This is a genomic window from Novacetimonas cocois (assembly GCF_003311635.1).
Lineage (GTDB): Bacteria > Pseudomonadota > Alphaproteobacteria > Acetobacterales > Acetobacteraceae > Novacetimonas > Novacetimonas cocois.
Window position 1 is genome coordinate 52,121 of sequence record NZ_QEXL01000003.1, and the last position, 20,991, is coordinate 73,111.

Below are 20,991 nucleotides of genomic sequence, written 5' to 3' on the forward strand. Positions count from 1 at the left end.
AGCGACGAGTTGGATGGGTGGAAACAACAGACAGAAACCTGGCGCGACAGACCCGGCATTGCGACGGGCGATCCCGGGATCGAGATAAGCAAAGATACTTTTTCTCTCCTGTCAGGGACTTCCTTTCCCTTCCCTCTGGCAACTGAACAATCTGAAAGCTGTGCTCGGCTATTTTTCGAGCATCGAGGAAGCAAATTGTTCATTCGATATTTTTGCCAAGACGTGCGTATTAAATCGAAATTCAAATGAATCGAGCACGGGCAAAAGTGCGCCGCCTCGCTAAGTTTGCAATATCATTAACTTCAAAACATATTTTTCATATTTTATGTTCGTGGAAATTTCATAAGATGTTCAGGATATTACTTTTTCCCTGTTGGCTAGCCCTGTTCGGGCGCAGGACGTCACAAAACAAAGCTTTTGTGAATTTTTTGTGGCAGGAAGGATATTGGTTTAACGGAAAAAACGTTGTTTTTTCAAAACGGTAAGCCGATGCATCGTTTTGATGCGATTGTGGAATAAGAATTTATCTTTCTTTTTGATTTGGTTCTCTGATATGATTGAAAAATATAAAAGGCATATTTTGGAAGGGATAAAAATAACAGCCGGATAACAGGTTATTTTCTCGCGCCAGCATGGTGCGGAAAAATCCATGAAAATTGCATCTGATATTTTGCAAGATAGACTGACGGATGTTGCTTTTTGAACACAAAAGGCGCGTTTGGTTGGTGCTGTCTTTTTTCTGCGTTGAATCTTCCCTCTTCTGACCCTGTAATGATTTTCATCGTGAAATCATGCTGCGGTGGCCGGCAATGCCGTACGAGGGGGGATAATGAGTAAGACGTTCCGTACTTTTTCCTCACGCCGTGGCGTGAATATCAACAATATGACGGTGCAGGACACGGAGTGATCCGATGCGGCATCACGTCATGGCTGTGATTGGAAAAAGTCCTCTATGCCAAATATAGCGAGGCGGGAAAAAATTCGTCTGTCCTGTCGGCCAGTGCTGGCAGGCTCTGCATTTTTATGGCTGCTGTCGGTTGGGTCTGCCGCCATGGCTGCGACGCAGGCAGGAAAGACCACATCCACTGCTGCAACAGCCCATCGTCTTCATCGGCCGGCTGGAGGACAGGCGGTGCATGGCCGCCCTGCCCGTAGCCAGAGTACGGCTACTCCCCATTCAGCCCCCGAGACCCTGAAGGTCAGCGTGTCGCGCATCCGCTCCCACGGGGCGGTGCAGGCGGTAACGCGTCAGCAGATGGACCATTTCGTCGAAGGCACGAGCCCCAATCAGGTCCTTGCCATGACAACGCCCGGCGTCAGCTTCGCTTCCGATGATGCCTTTGGTCTCGATACCGTGGCGAATACCCTTTATATCCGTGGGTTCAGCCGTAATCAGGTCGGCGCGTCCCTTGATGGCATTCCCATGGGCGAACAGGGGTTCGGAAACATCAACGGCCTGACCGTTGATGAAGCCGTCATTCAGGAAAACCTCTCAGGCATGACGGTCTCTCAGGGGGCTGGCGCCGTGGATACGCCATCCGCGCAAAATCTTGGCGGGGCGCTGACCTACACCACATCCGATCCGTTGAGCAAGGCGGGCGGACGTGTGGGACAGACGTTCGGCAGCTATAACGCCTTCCGCACGTTCGGCCGCGTTGACAGTGGCGTCCTGAATTCGACCGGCACGAAATTCTATGCGTCCTATGCCCGGACCGATCAGGATCTGTGGAAAGGCTTTGGCTATCAGTTGGAACAGCAGGCCAATTTCAAGCTGGTCCAGCCTGTCGGGGATCGGGGCAAGATAACGGCGATTTTCGATTATTCCAATTTTGAACAGTACAACTACATGGGCCTGACAAAGGGTCTTTGGGAAACACAGGGCCGGAACACGACTTTCCTGAAACCCAATTACGCCCTGGCCAAGGAATACGCCTATTATGCCCAGAATGGTGGCGTTCCGGCCAATCTTCAGGGCATCCTGACGAATGACGAAATCGGCGATTATGCCTATGACGGCACGCAGACGCAGCGTAATTACCTGTCGGCTGTCACGGCGGATTTCCAGCTGTTCCCGAATGTGACGTCCAAGACCGTGGCCTATGCCCATGTGTCCAGCGGCGACTATAGTGGCACAAACCCGTACCTCGTCTCGCCAACCTCTGGCGTCGATATGGCGATGGAAACGGGCCACATGAGCACGCAACGCATCGGCTTTACCCAGAGTTTTGATATCAAGGTCCACGATAACGATATCCAGACCGGCATATGGTATGAAAACGTTGATTATTCGTACCCGATGCGCCTGTATGAAGACGGCGTGGACCAGGCCCATAATTCGGTTGGCGATTTCCGGGCAAGTCAGGCATCTACCTGGTATTCGGATGCCTTTAATACCAATACATTCCAGTTTTACCTGCAGGATACCTATCATATCATTCCCGGCATGACCATCAACGCCGGTTTCCGGTCGTTGCTGCAGACGACGCATGGCGGCACGAAGATGGATGATACGGCCGGCCTTGCGGACTGGAACACCTATTACAGTCATCCGGCGAATGGCAGCATGACCGCAGCGAACGCGTTCCTGCCGCATTTCAACTGGGATTATCATTTCAAGCAGAATCACGAAATCTATTTCGATATCGCCGAAAACATGCGTGCGTATGACTATTCCACCCAGCAGAGCAGCGGGACCGTCTGGGGTGGTCTGGGAAGTGCATCCAACCCGGCCCAGTCGGTTTTCAATGCGAACAAGAAAACGCTGCGTCCGGAACGGACCTGGAACTATGTCGTGGGGTATCGCTACAATTCAAAGATGCTGACCGCCAGCGTCGATTTTTACCACACGGATTATTACAACCGTCTGGCAACCATTACATCTGGCCCGACCACCAATCAGTATAGTGAGGTCGGAAACGTTGGCCGTGAATCAATGAATGGCGCTGACGTGCTGGCGGCCGTGCGTCCGGTAAAGGGGCTGGAGATCACGAACAGCTTCAGCTGGAACGATGCGACCTACGAGGGCAGCATTGATGGCACCAGCCTGAAGGGAAAGCATCAGGTCTTTTATCCCAAGTTCATGTACAAGGCGAACCTGAGCTATACTTGGCGTCGCGCCATGTTCAACTTCAACGCGACCTATACGGGCGGGCGTCCCCTCACCTATCTGAATGACCAGTATATCCCGGCTTACTGGACGTCAAACCTCAACGGCAGCTACAATTTTGGCAAGGTCGGGTTTGCCCGCAACATCAAGGCGACGTTCGGGATTACCAATCTTTTCAACAAGAATTACATCGGCGGCGTGTATGGGGCCGCGAGCCTCAAGGGGGATGACAATCCCATCCTTTACGTGGCGGCGCCACGAGAATTCTTCGGATCTGTCTCCGCGCAGTTCTGATCATGGCGCGATCCGGGAACGGGTCGCGCTTTTTTTTGTGATTATCGATACGAATCAACAACGGATAATGATGATCGTGGAATCCTCACGCCGGGTGGAAAGTCTGTTGTTTGAATATGATACGTCCCATTTTCAGATATGCGTTTCCCGATGTGAACTTCAGGTTTCTTATATGTGTGGGCGTATTGTCGTGATTCCATTTTGAGGTCAAAATGTCGCGGCTCAATCATGCTCTCGCAACAGGGAAGAGATATAATGGCAGGTAAGACAGGACGTACGATACGCGCCGGATTGATGGGGGCCACGTTGCTGGCGACCTGCGGCGCGGGGACATCCTTTGCCGCTTCGGACAGCAACGTGGCCGAAAATTTCGGAAGCTGGGGCTTTGACCTTGCCGGTCGTGACGCGGCCGTCGCACCCGGAAACGACTTTTTCGAATATGCGGATGGCACGGCGGTCCGCAATATCGTCATTCCCCCTGACATGACGTCGTACGGGCCGTTCAACGAACTGGCGGAACTGTCGCGCACGCGGGTGAAAACCATTCTGGAGGAACTGTCGGCCCATCCCGTGCAGGATCCCCAGACCATCGAACAGAAGCTGGGAACGTTTTACGCAACTTTCCTTGATGAAAAGACCATAGAGGCGCGGGGCATCCGTCCCCTTTCCGACGACCTGTCGAAAATCCGCGCGATCGGAAGTGCCGCCGATTTTGCCACCCTGTCGGGCACGGCGCAGTACGGATACCAGTTCACGCCTTTCGCGCTGAGCATCCAGCCCGATGCCCGTACGCCCACGAAATACGCCCTGACGCTGGATCAGGCTGGCCTGGGCATGCCGGACCGGGATTATTACCTCAAGCCTGAGATGCAGGCCAAGAAGACCGCCTACCAGAACTATGTGTCGCAGGTTCTGAACCTGATCCACTGGCCGGATGCGCGCGGCGCGTCAAGCGCGATCGTAAAGCTCGAGACCTCGCTGGCGCAGGCGCACTGGGCGCGCCAGGACATGCGCGATCCCGACAAGATCTATAACCCCATGACGCTGGCCGCCCTGCAGGAAAAGGCGCCTGGTTTCGACTGGCTGGCCTATCTGCAGGCCGCAGGCGTTCCCGATGCCGTCATTCATTCGGACAACATCATTGTCGGCGAACCCTCAGCCATCACGGCCGAGGCGCATATCCTTGCCCAGACGGACATGAAGACGCTGAAGGCATGGCTGGCTTTCCACCTTGCCGACAATGCGGCGCAGGTCCTGCCCCGCGCGTTCGTCAATGCGTCGTTCAATTTCCATGGCCGCGTCCTGTCGGGACAGCCCCAGCTGACCGCGCGGTGGAAGCGTGCCGGACATGCGACCAGCGAAGCCATGGGCATGGCGCTGGGCAAGGTCTATGTCAGCCGGTATTTCCCGGCACCCTATCACGACAAGATGGTGGGCCTGACACAGGAACTCAAGGCTGCGTTCCGGATCCGTCTCAAGCACAATGGATGGATGGAAAAGGCAACCCGCAAGGCCGCCATCCGCAAGCTGGAAAGTTCCGCGATCCAGATCGGCTATCCCAACAAGTGGCGTGATTACAGTGGTCTGAGCGTCCACAAGGACGATGCCTATGGCAATTCGGCGCGGGGCGTGGCGTTTGAGTGGAATTACTGGCTGAACCATCTTGGCAAGCCGGTGGATCGTGACGAATGGGACATGACGCCGCAGACGGTCAATGCCTACAACAATCCGGTCTTTAACGAAGTCGTCTTCCCGGCCGCCATTCTCCAGCCGCCTTTCTTCAACCCGTCGGCGGACATGGCGGTCAATTACGGGGCGATCGGTGGCGTGATCGGCCACGAAATGACCCACTCCTTTGACGATGAAGGACGCAAGTTCGACGAAAAGGGGCAACTGCGTGACTGGTGGACCAAAAAGGACGAGGAACGCTTCAACCAGCTTGCCGCGCGTTTCGGGGCCCAGTACGACGCGTTCGAGGTCCTGCCGGGCGTGCATGTGAATGGCAAGCTGACGATGGGCGAAAACATTGCCGACCTTGGCGGGCTGACGCTTGCGCTGGATGCCTATCATGCCTCCCTCAAGGGCAAGAAGGCACCGGTCATCGATGGCATGACCGGCGAACAGCGGGTCTTCCTCGGCTGGGCGCAGGTATGGCGTGAAAAGCTGCGTGATGACACGATCCGCCAGCGCGTCATCACCGATCCGCATTCCCCGCCGCGCGCGCGCGTGAACATGCCGATGCATAACATTGATGCGTGGTACAAGGCATGGAATGTCCAGCCGGGACAGTCGCTGTACATCAAGCCGGAATCCCGTGTGAAAATCTGGTAATTACCCGAATGTGATGGCCGCCCCTTCCTGATGGAAGCAGGAATGTTTCCCCTGTTCCGTCAGGGAGGGCGGTTTCTGATGTTCGGAATGACCTGTGCAATATTTCTGGAGTATGCGTTTTGCGGTCTATTCTTTTGACAGGCCTGTCAGGACTGGCGGTTTTCGTGGCAATGAATGCAGCCGCTGCGGAGGTCCGCGCGGCCGCTCCGCAGCAGCTCGCCCTGCCCCCGGCGGTTCCCCCCGCCCGTGACGTGCATATGCCGGGCACCATCACGCTGAAGGTGGACGGAACCGACCTTGCCCGCCACATCTATAATGTTCATGAAACGGTTCCGGTCCCGTCCGAACTTTCCGCCCATGGCGGGGATCTGGTGGTCCGTTACCCGATGTGGCTGCCCGGCGATCATTCCCCCACCGGCCCGATCACGCAGCTTGGCGGCCTGTCCGTCCATGCGGGCAGCCAGACGGTCGCATGGCTTCGCGATACGGTTGACGTCAGTGCCTTTCATATTCCGGTATCCGCCGGCACGAGCAGCGTAACGCTGGATTTCCAGATCCTGACCCCCGTGTCGCCAGAGGTCGGACGCGTGGTGATGACGCCCGATATGCTCAATGTGCAGTGGAACGCGGTCGCCCTGTATCCGGCGGGATATTATACCCGCGACATAACGGTGTCCCCCACCTTGGTCCTGCCCCATGGGTGGCAGTATGGCACCGCGCTGCGCCCGCGCGCGGGTGCTGCCGCCGGGGACAGCGTCACGTTTCAGGATACGTCGTTTGACCGTCTGGTTGATTCGCCCGTTTTCGCCGGGCATTACTTCCGTCGTTTCGACCTGACGCCCGCCCATGGCGCGCCGGTGGCCCTTAACGTCATAGCTGATCGCCCCGAGGAACTGGAGGCAACGCCGGACCAGATCCAGGCGCACCGTAACCTGGTCCTGCAGGCCAATGCGGTCTTTGGTTCCCACCATTACGAACATTATGACTTCCTGCTCGCCCTGACGGAAGAACTGGGCCGTATCGGGCTTGAACACCATCAGTCCAGCGAAAACAGCGGTCCGCGTGGCTACTTCACGAAGTGGGACAAGACCTTCCCCTTCCGCGATCTGCTGCCGCATGAGTTCACCCATTCGTGGAACGGCAAATTCCGTCGCCCCGAGGATCTGTGGGCGGCCGATTTCAATACTCCGCATCGCGGCTCCCTGCTGTGGATTTACGAAGGGCAGACCCAGTACTGGGGATATGTCCTCGCCGCGCGCAGTGGCCTGATGACCCAGCCGCAGGTGCTTGATGCGATTGCGCTGGTGGCGGCGACCTATGACGGGCGTGCCGGCCGGCTGTGGCGTCCGCTGGTCGATACGACCAATGATCCCGTGATCGCGCGGCGTACCTCCCTGTCATGGCGCAGCTGGCAGCGGAGCGAGGATTACTATTCCGAAGGGCAGCTGCTGTGGCTGGAGGCCGATACTCTCCTGCGTCAGCTTTCGCACGGGCAGCATTCGCTGGATGACGTGGCGCGGCAGTTCTTTGGCGTTGATGACGGCAGCGTCGTGACGCATACCTACCGCCGCGAGGACATGATTGCCGCGCTCAACGCGGTGCAGCCGTACGACTGGGCCAAATTCCTGCATGACCGCGTGGATGTGGTGACCCAGCACGCGCCGCTTGAGGGGCTGGCGCGCGGTGGCTACAGGCTGGTTTACGCGAAGGAGCCCTCCGCCTACCAGTCGGCGCGTCAGGCGCTGCTGAAAATGAACGATTACACCTTCTCCCTCGGCTTCGCCATCAACCAGAAGGGCAAGCTGCTGAACGTCGAATGGAACAGCCCGGCATGGCAGGCTGGCCTGACGATGGATGAGGAAATCGTGGCCGTTAACGATCTGGCATATGATGGGGATACCCTGTCGGATGCGATCACCGCGGCGACCGCGGCAGGAAGTGCGCCGATCCGCCTGCTGATCCGCGCGGGTGACCGTTACAAGACGGTTTCCATCCCCTATCACGGAGGCCTGCGTTATCCCCGTCTGGAACGTATCGCCAATACGCCAGACATGCTGGCCGATATCCTCAAGCCCCGGACGATTGCACAATGAGGCAGTCGGCACGCAACCTGCTGATGGGAAGCCTGCTGCTGGCGACATGGCATGGCGGGGCGCGGGCGGCCGATACCTCGCTCGACTGTTTTGCGCAGAGTGCCGCCACGCAGGGATATTCGCTGGGTCTGCCACGTAACGCGACGCTCACGCCCGACGGGCGTGGCGCGCTGTTCCTGCGCAGTGGACCACGCGATACCGCCCTGCAGCTGTGGCTTTATGACATCGCAAGCGGTCAGGAAACGGCCCTGACGCATGTGGCGTCAAAGGACGAACACCTGTCGGTGGAGGAAAAGGCCCGGCGCGAACGCGCACGCCTGACGATGACTGGCGTGACCGCGTTCGAAGTGGCCGACAACGGCAGGTCCGCCATCGCCAGTCAGGCGGGGCGGCTGCTGAAGGTGAACCTGACCGATCACGGCGTTACGGCGCTGCCGGGTGATCAGTGGGGCGCGCCGCGTCTGTCGCCGGATGGACGCTATATCGCCGCGGTCAAGGATAATGATGTCCATGTCATAGCGCTTGACAGCGGGAAGTCCCATCGGGTCACGCACGGCGGCAAGCCGGACCTGACGCATGGCGTGGCGGAATTCGCGGCGGCCGAGGAACTGGATCGTCACGACGGCATGTGGTGGTCGCCCGACAGCCGTTCCCTCGTCTATGAGGAAGCGGACCTTTCGGGGGTGGAGGAGCATTACATTGCGGACCCTGAAAATCCCGCGACGGCGCCGGTTGCCTTTCGCTATCCCAAGGCAGGCACGCCGAACGCCAGGGTACGTCTGGGCATCATAAAGCGGCATGGTGGCCATACCCGCTGGATACGCTGGGACAACAACGCCTATCCCTATGTCGTGCGCGTGGTCTGGTCGAAGGAGACCGGGCGGCTGTCGCTGGTGGTGATGAACCGCGCGCAGAGCGAGGAACGCGTGCTGGATGTCAATCCGCGCACGGGGCGGACGACCGAACTGCTGGCGGAACATGATCCGGCATGGGTGAATATCGCGCCCACTGCCCGGACCTCGGGCCTGTCCCTGCCCCACTGGCTCAAGGACGGACAGCATTTCCTGTGGGCATCGGAACGCAGCGGGAAATGGCAGCTGGAGATGCGGCATGCGGACGGTACGCTCGACCATGTGCTGACGCCTGCGAACCTGCCGTTTGCCTCGCTGGATGATGTTGACGAGGCGCATCATGCGATCACCTTTACGGCGACGCCGGATCGTATGGGAACGGCCGTCTATCGGCAGGATCTGGATACCGGGGCGATAACGCCGCTGGCGACGGATGCCGGGCTGCATCAGGTGCATTTCGCATCGGACCGCCATGACGCATTTATCGACCGGTTCAATGCCGCCGATGGAAGCGTGCATGTCGCGCTGCGGGACCATGACGGCCGGATAACGGCGACATTGCCCGACGTGGCGCAGGCCCTTCCGGCATTCAACATGCAGTTCCTGACGGTCGGGGCGCAGGGATATGACGCGATGGTCGTCAGGCCCGTCAATTTCCGCCGCGGGCAGCGCCTGCCGGTCATCCTGTCGGTCTATGCCGGGCCGGGATACAAGGAAGTCCTGCGCGCGCCGCGCATGCATGCGGAAAAACAGTGCCTGGCCAATCAGGGCTTCATTGTCGTCAGTCTGGATGGCCGAGGCACGCCGGGTCGTGATCGGGACTGGGAACGCGCGATCAGGAATGACCTGATCGATGCGCCGCTGGAGGATCAGGTCGCCGGGGTGAAGGCCCTCGGGCAGAAGTTCCCCGAGATGGATATGAACCGTGTTGGTGTCTATGGCTGGTCATTCGGTGGATATTTCACCGCCATGGCGGTCATGCGGCATCCCGAACTGTTCCGCGCGGGCGTGGCCGGCGCGCCGCCGGTCGATTTTTCCGATTACGATACCGCCTATACCGAACGCTATCTCGGTCTGCCGGATCAGGATGTCGCGGGCTACCGGACCAGTAATGTTCTGACATATGCGGCAAACCTGTCCCGTCCCCTGATGCTGATCCACGGGGTGACGGACGATAACGTCTATTTCATCAATACCCTGAAACTGACGCGTGCCCTGATCACGGCGGGACGTCCGTATGACCTGATGCTGCTGCCGGGGACGCATATGCTTTCGGATCCGATATTGCGCGCCAATGTTTCGATCGCCCGCATGCGTTATCTGAAAGATCACCTGCCGCCAGTACGTTCCGGCAAATCCGGATAAGGGGCTGTCTGGAAACAACCTGCTAAAAAATAACAAAAGTTTTTGGATGCCGCCTTTTTTCGCAAAAGGCGGCATCTCTGTATTGTCGGGCTTGCCTTTTCACCCAGTCCCTAAGGGAAAGGACATCGATACAGGGTTTCCATGATCCTTGTATTTCCCGAAAAAAAGGCAGTCAGACCGATCCCGCTGACGATCTTTTGCGATCGTCAGCGGTTTTTTTTATCTGCCGCATCCATGAAACAGGATGACGGACGTCCCCTCCCTATCCTTTCTTCCTGTCAGAAGATCCGGGGGATGCCGTGGCGGTCTGTTGTACCGTCTTTTCAGTCCATCCGCCCCCCAGCGCACGATAAAGCGTGACCAGGTTCTGGTATTTCGAAACCAGCACGAAGATCTGCCATTGCTGGGCCTGAAACAGGGAGCGCTGTGATTCAAGGGTGGTCAGATAGGAATCCGTCCCGGCCTCGTACCGCATCTTCGCCAGCCGGTAAGCATCGGCCGAGGACGTGACAAGCTGGTCAACCTGCTCGCCTTCATAATGATAGGCCGAACGCCCTGCCAGCGCATCGGCCACCTCCCGGAATGCCGACTGGATCGTCTTTTCATAGGCCGCGACCTTGACGTTCCGTTCCGCGCGCGACGCCTTGAGGTTACCGCTGTTCTGTCCCCAGCTCAGCAGTGGGACCTGCAGCTGCGGGGAAACCCCCCATGTGGTCCCGGCCGCCGTAAACAGGCGATGTGGCTGCAGGCTGCTGATGCCGTCCGATGCCGTCAGGGTGATGCGTGGATAAAACGCCGCCTTTGCCGCGCCGATGTCGGCATTGGCCGCCTTCAGGTCATGTTCCGCCGCGATGACGTCCGGGCGGTGTTCCAGCACGTCGGACGGCAGGCCGGGTGGCAGGTCCTGCATCAGGGTCTGCTGACCGAATGGACGCGGCGGCGGCAGGTTGTCCGGAATTGGCGCGCCGATCAGAAGCGTGAGGAGGTTCGTATCCTGCTCCACCCGGCGCTGTGAATCCGCCATGAAGGCAGCACTCTGTTCCACCTGCGTTTCGGTCTGCCGCAGGGTGAGCTGGTCTGCCTCCCCATGCTCGAACCTGGCCCGGACCATGTCGAGGGTGGCTTTCTGCGAATTCATGGTGGCTTCCGACAGCTTGAGGGCCTCCTGATCCCCCAGCCACGAGATATAGGCGTTCGCAACCTGCGCAATGATGCTGATGAGCATGGCGCGCGCATTCTCGCGCTGCATCAGTGCATGTTCGGCCGCCTCCCGGGAGAGGCTGCGGATACGTCCGAACAGGTCGATTTCATAGGACGAAAAACCGATGCCCATGTTGAAATATTTGAACATGGGCGGGTTGGACCCGGCGTCCAGACCCGGCGCGAAGCTCAGACCCGCAGCGCGGGACGGTCCCTGGAACATCGCGCCCCCATTGCCGCCGATCTGGGGGAACAGTCCGGCATGCTGGATGTCGAACTGCCCCTGCGCGCGGCGGACGTTGGCCGCGGCCTGCCGCAGGTCGCGATTGTCACGGATGGCAATGGCGATCAGCGCCTTCAGTCGCGGATCGGTAAAGAATTCCGACCAGCCTAGGTCGGCGGCCAGCGTGTTTTCCATGACCGACTGGCTTGTGGTCGCATAGGAAGGCCAGCTTTTGGAAACCGGGGCCACGGGCCGCTTGTAATGCGGGATCATGGTGCACCCCGTGACAAGCGCCGTTATGGCGCCGAGCGCCACACCACGAAGGGAAGACTTGTTCATCAGTGTTCTCCCCCCGGGATTTCAGGGGCTGTGGTAGGTTGCGCGCGTTTGCTCAGGCGGCGCACCTTGAACAGGCGCAGGACCACGACAAAGAACAGCGGCACGAAATAGACAGCCAGCAGCGTCGCCGTCAGCATGCCCCCCACCACGGCGGTGCCGATGGCCACACGCGCGGCCGAACCCGCGCCCGTTGCGATCGCCAGCGGAAACACGCCGACCACGAACGCGATGGAGGTCATGAGGATGGGCCGCAGGCGTTCACGCCCGGCTTCGAGCACGGATTCTTCCAGCGTGGCGCCATTTTCGAAAAACGCCTTGGCGAATTCCACGATAAGAATAGCGTTCTTGACCGCCAGCCCCACCGTGGTCAGCAGGCCGACCTGGAAATAGACGTCATTTGCCATGCCACGCAGCAGGGTCGCGACAATCGCCCCCAGCACGCCCAGCGGAACAACCAGCAGCACGGCGAACGGGATGGCCCAGCTTTCATACAGGGCGGCAAGGCAGAGCAGGATGACAACCAGCGCCAGCGCATAGAGCGGCCCGGTGGAGGACCCCGATGCCATCTGTTCGAACGACAGACCGGTCCATTCGTAACCGATGCCGGGGGGCAGCTTGGCAAGGATTTCCTTCATGGCCTCGATCGAGTCACCCGAACTGTAGCCATATGCGGGCTGGCCGAGGATTTCAAAGGCGTTGAGGCCATTATAATCCTCGACCTTCTGCGGCCCCACGATCCACTGTCCTGAAACGAAGGCATTGAATGGTACCATGCCGCCCGTGGCGTTGCGGATATACCATTTGTTCAGGTCGTCGGGGATCATGCGGGAATCCGCTTCGCCCTGGATATAGACCTGCTTCACACGGTCATCGCGCATGAACTGGTTGACATAGATCGAACCCAGTGCGCCCTCGATGGTGGTATTGATGTCGGCGATACTGATTCCCAGCGCGTTCGCCTTTTCGCGGTCGATATCCAGATGGAACTGTGGCGCGTCCTCCATGCCGTTGGGGCGCACCGCCGCCAGCCGGCGGTCTTTTGACGCCAGCCCCAGCACCATGTTGCGCGCCGCCAGCAGCTGGGCATGGCTGACGTGGCCACGGTCCTCCAGCTCCAGGTCAAAGCCGGTGGCATTGCCCAGTTCCAGAACCGCAGGCGGGTTGATGGCAAAGATCTGCGCCACCGGGTCGCCCCAGAAATGCTGCATGATGCGCCCGGCAATCGCCGTCGATGTCTGCGACGCCGCCGGGCGTTCGTCCCAGTCCTTGAGCCGGATGAAGAAGGCGCCGGCACTCTGGCCCTGCCCGGCAAAGTTGAACCCGTTCATGGCATAGACGGATTCGACATTCCGGCCTTCGGTCTTGAGGATGTAATCGCTGACCTTGGTGTTGACGGCCGCCGTTTCCTCCAGCGTGGAGCCGGGCGGCATGGTGATCTGACCAAAGATCAGGCCCTGGTCCTCATCAGGCAGGAAGCCGCCCGGCAGCTTCATGAACAGCCAGCCCACGCCCGCCGTGATCACCACGAACACCAGCATGGAAAGGCCCGTATGTCCCAGCACGCGGCGCACGCCGTTCTGGTATCCATTGGTCAGGCGCGTGAAATGCCGGTTGAACCAGCCCGCGGCCCCCGTCGTCTTTTCATGTGTACCGGGCTTGAGCATGGTGGCGCACAGGGCGGGCGTCATGATCATGGCCACCACGACCGAAAGCCACATGGCCGCGACAATGGTGATGGAGAACTGCCGGTAAATCACGCCCGTCGAACCACCAAAGGCGGCCATGGGCAGAAACACCGCCGTCAGCACCAGCACGATGCCGACCAGCGCCCCCGAGATTTCATCCATCGACTGGCGCGCCGCTTCGGCGGGGGAGAGTTTCTTTTCCGTCATCACGCGCTCGACATTCTCGACCACGACAATGGCGTCATCCACCAGCAGGCCCACCGCCAGCACCATCGCCAGCATGGTCAGGGTATTGATGGAAAAACCCAGCGCGGCAAGGATGCCGAACGTCCCCAGCAGGACCACCGGAACCGCGATCGTGGGGATCAGGGTCGCGCGGAAGTTCTGCAGGAACACCAGCATCACCAGGAACACCAGTGCGATCGCCTCGGCCAGGGTGATGACCACTTCCTGGATCGACAGGACGATGAACGGCTTGGTATCAAGCGGATAGACGGTCTTCAGCCCCGGCGGAAAGAACTGCTCCAGCTCATGGATCTGCGCGCGCACCGCCGTTTCGGTCTGGAGCTGGTTCGCCCCGGGGGCAAGCTTCAGCGCCATGCCGGATGCCGGCATGTTGTTATAGGCGGAATAGGTATTATAGGTCTGCGGCCCCAGTTCCACATGCGCCACGTCACGGATGCGCACCTGTGATCCGTCCTGCTGCACCCGCAGCAGGATCCTGCCGAATTCCTCGGGCGAGCTCAGGCGCGTCGGACCGATGATGGTCGCGTCCAGACGTGCGCCATTGACCGCAGGCACCCCGCCGAGTTCACCCGACGAAACCTGGATGTTCTGGGTCTGGATCGCGGTCTGCACGTCCCCTACCGTCAGGCCGTACTTGTACAGCTTGTTCGGGTCCAGCCAGATGCGCATGGCATATTCGGAGCCGAACTGCGTATGGTCGCCCACGCCCGTGACACGGCTGAGCGGGTCGGAGATATTGGACGATACGTAATCGGCAATATCGGCGCCGCTCATGCTGTGGTCGGTGGAAATGAAGGCGATCACCATCATGAAGTTCTTGACGGCCTTCGTAATGCTCAGCCCCTGGGCGGTGACCTCCTGCGGCAGGCGTGGCTGGGCCAGCTGCAGCTTGTTCTGCACCTGCACCTGCGCGATATCGGGGTTGGTGCCCTGCGCGAAGGTCAGGTCGATTTCCATCTGACCCGATGCGTAGGACTGCGCGGAGATGTATTCCAGATGGTCCAGACCGAACATCTGCTGCAGGATCGGGCGCACCACCGTATCGTTCACCGTGTTGGCGGACGCGCCGGGATAGGTCACCGATATGGCGATCTGTGGCGGGGCGATGCTGGGATACTGCGCGATGGGCAGCCGGAAGATCGAGACCCCGCCGACAAGCATGATGATCAGGCCGATCACCCATGCGAAGACGGGCCGGTCGATAAAAAAGCGCGACAGCGACATGGGGCGTTATCCTGCCTTGGCCGGGGCGGCCGCATCGAGCGGCGTGACGGTGTCGCCCGGGTGGATTTTCTGCAGTCCTTCGACCACCACGCGCTCGTCCCCTTTCAGCCCGTCGGTCACGAGCCAGTCCGTGCCAATGGCCTGCCCGACCGTGATCGGGCGCAGGCTGACCTTGTTGGCGGCATCAATGACCCAGACCTGCGGGTCGCCATGCGAATTGCGCTGCACCGCCTGCTGCGGCACCAGCAGCGCCCTGGGGTCGGTGCCTTCCTTAAGCTGCGCATGGACATACATGCCCGGCAGAAGCAGCTTGTCCGGGTTGGGCATGATTGCCCGCACGATCACCGTGGCGGTCGATTCATCGACGTTGACTTCGGAAAATTCCATGCTGCCGGGATGTTCGTATTTCGTCCCGTCCTCCAGCTGGATCGACACGCTTGCCGTGTTGTTCCCGTTGCGCTGCAGTCGTCCCTGTGCCAGTTCGCGGCGGAAACGCAGCAGTTCGGTGGCCGGCAGGTTGACGTCCACATAGATGGGATCCAGCCGCGTCACGATTGCCACGTTACTGTTCTGGTTCGCAATTGCCAGCGCACCGACCGTCAGAAGCGATCGCCCGATCCGTCCGGTGATGGGGGCATACATCTTGGTATAGCCCAGATCGACGGCCGCGCGTTCGACCTGCCCCTGCGCGGTCAGGATCTCGCCCTGCGCTTCCTTTTCGGCGGCAAGGGCATCGTCGTAATCCTGCTGGCTGACGGCATGGGCGCGCACCAGCGGTCCGTAGCGGTTGAGTTTCGCGCGCGCCGTCATCTCCGCCGCCTGCGCGCGCACCAGCTGCCCCTTTGCCGAATCATAGGAGGCTTGGTACGGGGCGGCATATATCTGGTACAGCTGCTGTCCGGCGGTGACGTCCGAACCTTCGGTAAACAGGCGCTGTTCGATCACGCCGCTGACCTGCGGGCGGACCTGCGCGATTTCAAAGGCCTCCGTACGACCGGGCAGCGTGGTGGTGATTTCAACGGGTTGCGCCTTGAGCGTAACAAAGGTGACCTGCTGCGGGGGCGGCGCAGGGGGGGCTCCCCTGCGGTTACAGCCCGCAAGGGCAAGCAGGACAGCGGCCGGGGCGATGGCCTGAAAATAACGCTGGCTTTTCAAAGTTTTGACCTTGCCTTTGCAGTCTGTCTGCCACGACATCGGAAAAATCCTGTTTCAGAATGCAGCATGCACGACGTGCCCGAGGGAGACGGAAGGAAAAAGAAACCACTTGGTTTTCTAGGGAATGAAAACTATATCGTCTTCATAAGGCGGTCAAGCCGTCTGTGGTGACAGGGCGTACGCAACTGGGCGAGGTGATGGAAAACAGCAACAGCCATAAATTGCAGGATGCAGTCTGCTCCCCTGCCGAGGAAAAGCCGCGTTGCGGCCGCCCCCCGGAGATGGAGGAATGCGTCAGGCGTGAACGTATCCTGGAGGCTGCGTGTAAAGTCCTGCAAAAGCACGGATATCATGGTGCATCGATGGACAAGGTGGCCGAATGTTCGGGCATGTCCAAGCGTACGCTGTACAAGATGTTTCCGTCCAAGCTGGAACTGTTCCAGATCCTGATCCGTGATCGCCTGTTCGATGTAAGGCCACAGGTGGCGCCCGAGGCCACGACGGCGGAAGAGGAACTGACCAGCCTGCTGATCGATCTGGCGCGCACGATCCTGCGCCCGGACCGTATTTCCCTGATCCGGGCGATCATCACGGAAAGTTCTGAGTCGGAGGATGTGCGCGAAATCATCGCGACGCTGGAAACCGGCGGTGACGACAATGCGCTGGAGACGTGGCTGCAGGCCTATTGCAGGCAGCACGGATATGCCCGCACCAACGTCCGGTCATGGGGAAAAATGCTGTTCGGGATGACAGTGGGCGATTTCATTTTCGAAACGCTGGGCTGTGCGCAAAAGCCCCTTACCTGCGATGCCATCCAGCAGCGGACAGGCATGGCCGTCCGGATTTTCCTGTCGGGCCTGAAAAGCATTCACCCCGCCTGACCCACGGGGGCCGCGTGCATGACGCGGCGATGGCGGCGGGGTGTCATGTCACACGAAACCGGGCCACGATCGTGGCCCGGTTGTATAATCAGGCTTTCGCCTTTTCAAATAGGGTCGAGACGACCTGCTGTGCTTCCTGCTGGATCTGTTTGAGGTGATCCGCGCTAATGAAGCTTTCGGCATAGATCTTGTAAACGTTTTCCGTTCCGGACGGACGGACCGCGAACCAGCCATCTTCCGCCGTGACCTTGATGCCGCCAAAGGCAACATTGTTTCCCGGCGCCTTTGTCAGCCTGGCGCGCACGGGCTGTCCCCCCAGTTCGGTCAGATAGGCAAGCTGATCGGCCGAAACCTTCTTGAGCAGCGCCTTCTGTTCGGGATCGGCCGCGACATCGATGCGGGCATAGAACGGGGTGCCCAGCTTCTGGGTCAGCTGCGTATAGATCTGGCTGGGGTCAAGCTTTGTCTTGGCCGTGATTTCCGCCGCCAGAAGGCCGAGGATGATCCCGTCCTTGTCCGTGGACCATGCGCCCGCGTCGTTGCGCAGGAAGGACGCGCCCGCGCTTTCCTCTCCACAGAAGCCCAGGGAGCCGTTGCTCAGCCCGTCGACGAACCATTTGAACCCGACCGGCATTTCCACGAACTTGCGGCCCAGCATGTTGGCGACGCGTTCGATCATCGCGCTGCTGACGAGGGTGATGCCAACGCCGGCATCCTTGCCCCACCCGGCCCGGTGGTTGAACAGGTAGGAGATTGCCGCCGAGAGGTAATGGTTGGGATTCATCAGCCCGGATGTACGGGTGACAATTCCATGACGGTCCGCATCGGTGTCGTTGGCGAACGCGACGTCAAATTTATCGCGCAGGTCGATCAGGCGCGCCATCGCATAGGGTGATGAGCAGTCCATGCGGATCTTGCCATCCCAGTCGGCGGTCATGAAACGGAAGGTGGGATCGACTTCCTCGCTGACGACCGTTGCATTGATGCCGTAACGCTCGATGATCGGCTTCCAGTAATGAACCGCGGCACCGCCCAGCGGGTCGATTCCGATCTTCACGCCCGATTCACGGATGGCCGCCATATCGACGACATTTTCCAGATCAGCGACATAGGGCGTGATGTAATCATACTTGTGGACATGCGGGGAACCGAGGGCCTGCGCATACGCGATGCGGTGCACGCCTTCCATCCGGGCCTCAAGGAACTCGTTGGCCTTGTTCTGGATCCAGGTGGTGACATCGGTATCTGCAGGGCCGCCATTGGGCGGGTTGTATTTGAAGCCGCCATCCTCAGGCGGGTTGTGCGACGGGGTGATGACCACGCCATCCGCCAGATCGGTCTTGCGGCCGTGGTTATAGGTCAGGATCGCGTGTGAGATGACGGGCGTCGGGGTATAGCCGCCATCCTGATCGATCATCACCTGCACCTTATTGGCGGCGAACACTTCCAGCGCACTGGCCAGCGCCGCTTCGGACAGGGCATGCGTGTCGATGCCGATGAACAGCGGGCCGGTGATGCCCGCCTTGGCGCGGTAAAGGCAGATGGCCTGGCTGATGGCAAGGATGTGGTGTTCGTTGAAGCTGTTGCTCAGCGAGGAGCCGCGATGTCCCGATGTGCCGAACGAAACCCGCTGGGTCGGGATCTTCGGATCAGGCTTGCCCGTGAAATAAGCGGTCATCAGGCGTGGAATATTGACCAGAATGGATGCCGGTGCGGGTTTCCCGGCCAGGGGACTGATATTGGTGGACATTAGGTGTCTCCGTGAAAGGATTCTGGGTATGTGGGGTGTCCGCCTGGACGATCACGGGAATATCTCATTCATTCAATGACGATCTGTACATGATGAAATGTGCCTGCGTCGAGACGGGAAATGGCAGTTCATGTATTTTTTCGCGGACCTGCGGGAATGGCCATGGGTGGAAGCGATGGACCGCGTGCAGGCGATGTTGAAATACAACGATGTGTCTGTTTCGCAACAGTCGCCAGAATGACAAGTTTAAATATGCATGCTCATATCCACATTTCCATAAAATTGGTCATACCCTGTGTTTATACTTTTTCTGTCCTGCGTGGTAATTGACGCAGATCATCGGGAATTACTGCCATAATCATGCAGATGTCAGCCGGTTTCCATTATTCCGGCATGTGGCCCAAAATTTCAGGAGAAGACCTTTTTTCAAGTATTAATTAATATGACTTTTAATAAATTAATCTGAAGGCAAAATAAAATTCAGGAAATATTATGTAAATATCCCCATCCCCTATCCATCACTTAACCGTGATTGCCGCACCGCAGCAGTCAGCCTGCGTTGCACGAAGACAGACTGTTCCACGGTTTTTGCAATGGGGGCCTTCCGCGGATGAATTTTGCCAGTACGCATCCAGCCTGTCCGTTGGAACTGCTGTCCGTAGCATCGGAAATGTTTCCTTTTGTAAAAACGGGGGGACTTGGCGACATTGTCGGCACCCTTCCCCATGCGCTGGCCCGCCACGGGATCAGGACACGCACGCTGGTGCCGGGATATCCCGCGCTTCTGTCGGCCATGGGAAGCCCTCGATGCGCTGCGCGCTTTTCGGACGTGCTGGGACATTCCGGGACGATATGGGAAAGTTACTTATGCGGAAATGATATTTTCATACTCGACGTGCCCGCCCTGTATGACCGTCCCGGCGATCCCTATATGGGGCCGGATGGAAATGACTGGCCCGACAACGATATCCGTTTCGCCGTTCTGGCGCGCGTGGCCGCACACATCGCGCAGGGCATGATTGACGGATATCGTCCCGATCTGGTGCAGGCCCATGATTGGCAGGCCGGGCTGACGGCGGCATACCTGCATTATGATGGCTCTGTCGCGCCGCCTGTCATCCAGACGATCCATAACCTTTCCTTTCAGGGCTGTTTTCCGCCTTCCGCCCTGTCCCGCCTTGGCCTGCCGGATCGGGCCATGTGTGTCGACGGAGTGGAATATTACGGCAATATCGGTTTCCTGAAGGCCGGGCTTCATTTTTCCGCCTGGATTACGACCGTATCGCCCACCTATGCGCGTGAAATCCAGACGCCCGAGGGGGGGATGGGGCTTGGCGGGTTGCTGCGGACACGCGCGCGTGTCCTGACGGGCATCCTGAACGGGATCGATACCGACATATGGGACCCGGAACATGATCCCGACGTCCATTTTCCCTATCGCCTGCGCGATCTTGCGGGACGCAGGCCGAACAAACGGGCGCTGCAGGCGGAATTCGGCCTGCCGCAGGATCCGGATGCGTTCCTTCTGGGGATTGTCAGCCGCCTGACGATGCAAAAGGGCATCGATCTGCTGTCACAGGCCGCTGACGAAATCCTGCAGGACAATACGCAGCTTGTCGTGGTCGGCAGCGGGTCCCTGCCGATCCAGCGCGAACTGTCCGCCCTGCAGCGCCGTTTTCCCCGGCGGTTTGCCTGCCATCTGGGATATAGCGAGGCGCTGGGCCATCGCATGCCGGCCTCGGCCGATGCCATGCTGATGCCTTCGCGTTTCGAACCGTGCGGCCTGACACAGATGAGCGCGTGCCATTATGGCAGCGTGCCGATCGCATCCCGCGTGGGCGGGCTGGCGGATACCATCGTCGATGCCAATGCGGCGGCGATCGCGGGCAATGCAGCGACGGGTTTCCTGTTTTCCCCTGTCGATGCGCAGTCCCTTGTCGCGGAAGTACGGCGCGCGCGCACGGTTTTTCGCGACCCGGCCGCCTGGTCCGTCCTGCAACGCAACGCCATCGCCTATGACGTTTCGTGGTGTGGCAAGGCGGCGCAATATGCCAACCTGTTCCGTGCGGTTGTCGCGCACGCCCGACCACAAGTGCGCGGCGATGACAACGTGGTTCCCCTGCGTCGTGACGGTCAGTCCACGCGGCGCGCGATTGCCCGCCAGCCCAGACCACGCACCAGAATCCCGCATTGAGTTCGCGATATTCCTTTCTTTTACGCGACTGTTTTCGAAATGGCGGCGGATTGC

11 protein-coding genes are annotated in these 20,991 nt (G+C 59.4%); 6 read left to right on the top strand and 5 right to left on the bottom strand.

Going from position 1 to position 20,991, the window contains the following annotated elements; translation table 11 throughout:
• Positions 1 to 614: 614 nt before the first annotated feature.
• The gene (locus NJLHNGOC_RS15830; protein WP_165837830.1) at positions 615 to 782 is read right to left on the bottom strand and encodes a hypothetical protein; all 168 of its coding nucleotides are present in this window, start codon (positions 780 to 782) and stop codon (positions 615 to 617) included.
• Between the two features lie 170 nt (positions 783 to 952).
• Here NJLHNGOC_RS15830 and NJLHNGOC_RS03165 point away from each other — a divergent pair, with 170 nt between their 5' ends.
• From NJLHNGOC_RS03165 to NJLHNGOC_RS03180, 4 genes are all read left to right on the top strand, one after another.
• Positions 953 to 3,400, top strand: coding sequence for a TonB-dependent receptor domain-containing protein (locus NJLHNGOC_RS03165; protein ID WP_206059693.1), 2,448 nt, complete (start codon positions 953 to 955; stop codon positions 3,398 to 3,400).
• A gap of 255 nt (positions 3,401 to 3,655) precedes the next feature.
• Complete coding sequence (locus NJLHNGOC_RS03170; RefSeq protein WP_113595067.1) at positions 3,656 to 5,731, top strand: M13 family metallopeptidase; 2,076 nt, start codon at positions 3,656 to 3,658, stop codon at positions 5,729 to 5,731.
• A gap of 170 nt (positions 5,732 to 5,901) precedes the next feature.
• A complete protein-coding gene (locus NJLHNGOC_RS03175) occupies positions 5,902 to 7,824 on the top strand; it encodes a M61 family metallopeptidase (protein WP_113595068.1) in 1,923 nt (640 codons plus the stop codon).
• Positions 7,821 to 10,040 carry a S9 family peptidase gene (locus NJLHNGOC_RS03180; protein ID WP_113595069.1) on the top strand — a complete coding sequence of 740 codons (2,220 nt, stop codon included), beginning with the start codon at positions 7,821 to 7,823 and terminating at the stop codon, positions 10,038 to 10,040. Before NJLHNGOC_RS03175 ends, NJLHNGOC_RS03180 begins: the two co-directional genes overlap by 4 nt.
• A 262-nt stretch (positions 10,041 to 10,302) precedes the next feature.
• Here NJLHNGOC_RS03180 and NJLHNGOC_RS03185 read toward each other — a convergent pair whose 3' ends face one another.
• The 3 genes from NJLHNGOC_RS03185 to NJLHNGOC_RS03195 are packed head-to-tail and all read right to left on the bottom strand — an operon-like array spanning position 10,303 to position 16,151.
• Complete coding sequence (locus NJLHNGOC_RS03185) at positions 10,303 to 11,802, bottom strand: efflux transporter outer membrane subunit (RefSeq protein WP_113595070.1); 1,500 nt, start codon at positions 11,800 to 11,802, stop codon at positions 10,303 to 10,305.
• Positions 11,802 to 14,957, bottom strand: a complete 3,156-nt coding sequence (locus NJLHNGOC_RS03190; protein WP_113595071.1) for an efflux RND transporter permease subunit — start codon at positions 14,955 to 14,957, stop codon at positions 11,802 to 11,804. The genes NJLHNGOC_RS03185 and NJLHNGOC_RS03190 overlap by 1 nt, the downstream gene beginning before the upstream one ends.
• A gap of 6 nt (positions 14,958 to 14,963) precedes the next feature.
• Positions 14,964 to 16,151 (bottom strand): efflux RND transporter periplasmic adaptor subunit, encoded by a 1,188-nt coding sequence (locus NJLHNGOC_RS03195; RefSeq protein WP_113595072.1) that lies wholly within the window; start codon positions 16,149 to 16,151, stop codon positions 14,964 to 14,966.
• 242 nt (positions 16,152 to 16,393) lie between these two features.
• Between NJLHNGOC_RS03195 and NJLHNGOC_RS03200 the strand changes: the two genes are divergently transcribed.
• Positions 16,394 to 16,993 (top strand): TetR/AcrR family transcriptional regulator, encoded by a 600-nt coding sequence (locus tag NJLHNGOC_RS03200; RefSeq protein ID WP_113595073.1) that lies wholly within the window; start codon positions 16,394 to 16,396, stop codon positions 16,991 to 16,993.
• An 88-nt stretch (positions 16,994 to 17,081) separates the two neighbouring features.
• Here NJLHNGOC_RS03200 and pgm read toward each other — a convergent pair whose 3' ends face one another.
• The gene (gene pgm / locus NJLHNGOC_RS03205; protein WP_113595074.1) at positions 17,082 to 18,743 is read right to left on the bottom strand and encodes a phosphoglucomutase (alpha-D-glucose-1,6-bisphosphate-dependent); all 1,662 of its coding nucleotides are present in this window, start codon (positions 18,741 to 18,743) and stop codon (positions 17,082 to 17,084) included.
• 670 nt (positions 18,744 to 19,413) lie between these two features.
• On the opposite strand from pgm, the gene glgA reads away from it, so the two are divergent.
• The gene (glgA, locus tag NJLHNGOC_RS03210) at positions 19,414 to 20,937 is read left to right on the top strand and encodes a glycogen synthase GlgA (protein ID WP_239021295.1); all 1,524 of its coding nucleotides are present in this window, start codon (positions 19,414 to 19,416) and stop codon (positions 20,935 to 20,937) included.
• The last annotated feature ends 54 nt before the right edge of the window (positions 20,938 to 20,991 follow it).